The 1,728-nt window shown below is 43.5% G+C and carries 1 protein-coding gene and 1 tRNA gene; one reads left to right on the forward strand and one right to left on the reverse strand.

All coding sequences use genetic code 11. From position 1 onward, the window contains the following. Positions 1-86 precede the first annotated feature (86 nt). Positions 87-173 (forward strand) — tRNA-Leu (locus T494_RS0104460). A 244-nt stretch (positions 174-417) separates the two neighbouring features. On the opposite strand, the gene T494_RS0104465 is transcribed toward T494_RS0104460, so the two are convergent. After that, on the reverse strand, positions 418-1,728 hold a 1,311-nt coding region (locus tag T494_RS0104465; RefSeq protein ID WP_028505266.1), incomplete at its 5' end, for a recombinase family protein.

Below are 1,728 nucleotides of genomic sequence, written 5' to 3' on the forward strand. Positions count from 1 at the left end.
ACGCGCTAGCTTCGGGTAGCGCTACGACAGTGTATTTATCACCACCGGCGGATTTCAAGCAAGTCAAGTTTCATATTTTTATATTTGCAGGTGTGGCGGAATTGGCAGACGCGCTAGCTTCAGGTGCTAGTGTTCGAAAGGACGTGTGGGTTCAAGTCCCACCATCTGCACCACGAAAAGCTCGTATTTACGAGCTTTTCTTTTTTTGCTCAGTGACCGGTGTCACTGTCACAGCAGATTGTCGGAGCGCCACCTATGGTAGCGCGTCTGCCAAAACCAGCGCCTGAAACGGCGTATCTACGCTGTTGTCACTATCGTGTCGCTAGCCTACCTTGTGTTGCTGCCAGCATACAAGGTAGTTTCATATCTTCTGAAAGCACAAAAACAGGCGTGAATTTCACGCCTGTTTTTTGGTTTTTACTCAGGTATTTCAATCTCTTTGTTGTCTCCGAGCTTTCCATTCATCTCGAACTTTATATCCAGTGTCTTATCTTCATTCTGATGTACTACTATCTTGTTCACAACCATTCTCATGCTTATGTCAGATATGGTATCCTGGGCAAGTACCTCTTTCAGGAACTCAGCGAAGTTATCAAGTTCCTCCTGTCTCTTTTTGCAGACTAGGTTATATTGCTTGAGCTCCTTGTTTTTCCTGTTTAGCTCCTTGACCTCTTTTTGTTTCTTGTTGATCATTTTGTCATAGAGCTCTTTCCTGCCGAGGTCGTTAAGTCTCTCCATTATCAGATTCTCAATATCCTCGTTCATTTTCTCTATCTTTTGCTCGTTTTCTTGTATCTTCTTATCGTATGCAGGCTTTTTTCTCTGCCATTCTTTGACGATATGCTCATACTTCTTACTCTCGCTTAAAATATGCTTATACCACGATTTCATCTCATCCTTTAGGAGAGCATCAAGCATATCCTCCCTTATGGTATGAGGTGTACAGTACTCCTTACCATACCTGTGAGAGGTATTGCAAGTGTATTGTACATAAGTCGAGCCGTTCCAATGTCTTGTTCTGGCGGTAAGATTCGCACCGCATTCTGCACACTTAAGTATTCCAGCATATCTATGCAGCTTATTGCCGTTGCTGCTTCGTGGATGGATCACCGAGCGCTGCCCAAGCAAGAACTGCGCCTGATCCCAGGTTTCTTTATCTATTATCGCTTCACAGAAGTTTTCATGCCTGAACTGCTCGTTTTTGTCAATAAACGACTTCGTTTTATATATCTTAGAAGTCACGCTTTTATGATTCACCATTGTTCCTATGTAAATTTCATTTGTAAGTATGCGTTTTACCGCTGTCTGTACCCAAAGGTATCTTTTGCTGAAATCCGGTTTCCAATCTGCAAGTCTCCTGCGCTGATAGTATTCGGGCGATTTGACTCCCCTCCTGTTCATTTCTCTTGCTATCGTTGTCAATCCGTATCCCTCGAGGAACATATCAAACACATCCCGAACTATTGCAGCTGCTTCAGGATCAACAAGTATCCTCTTATTGATCCTGTCTGCCACATAACCGATCGGAAGGCTTTCGATAACACCTGAACTCTTTTGTTTCTGTCTTATTCCCGCCTTGACCTTGCGGCTGATATCCTTTGCATAAAAGTCATTGAATATCTGCTTGAAGCCTATGAGCAGGTCATCATTTTCGTTTGAACTATCGATTCCCTCAGTCACCGAGATCACTTTTACCTTGTTCTGCCGGAGATGGTCTATGAACAGATC

The sequence above is a fragment of the Ruminococcus sp. FC2018 genome, assembly GCF_000621805.1.
Lineage (GTDB): Bacteria > Bacillota > Clostridia > Oscillospirales > Ruminococcaceae > Hominimerdicola.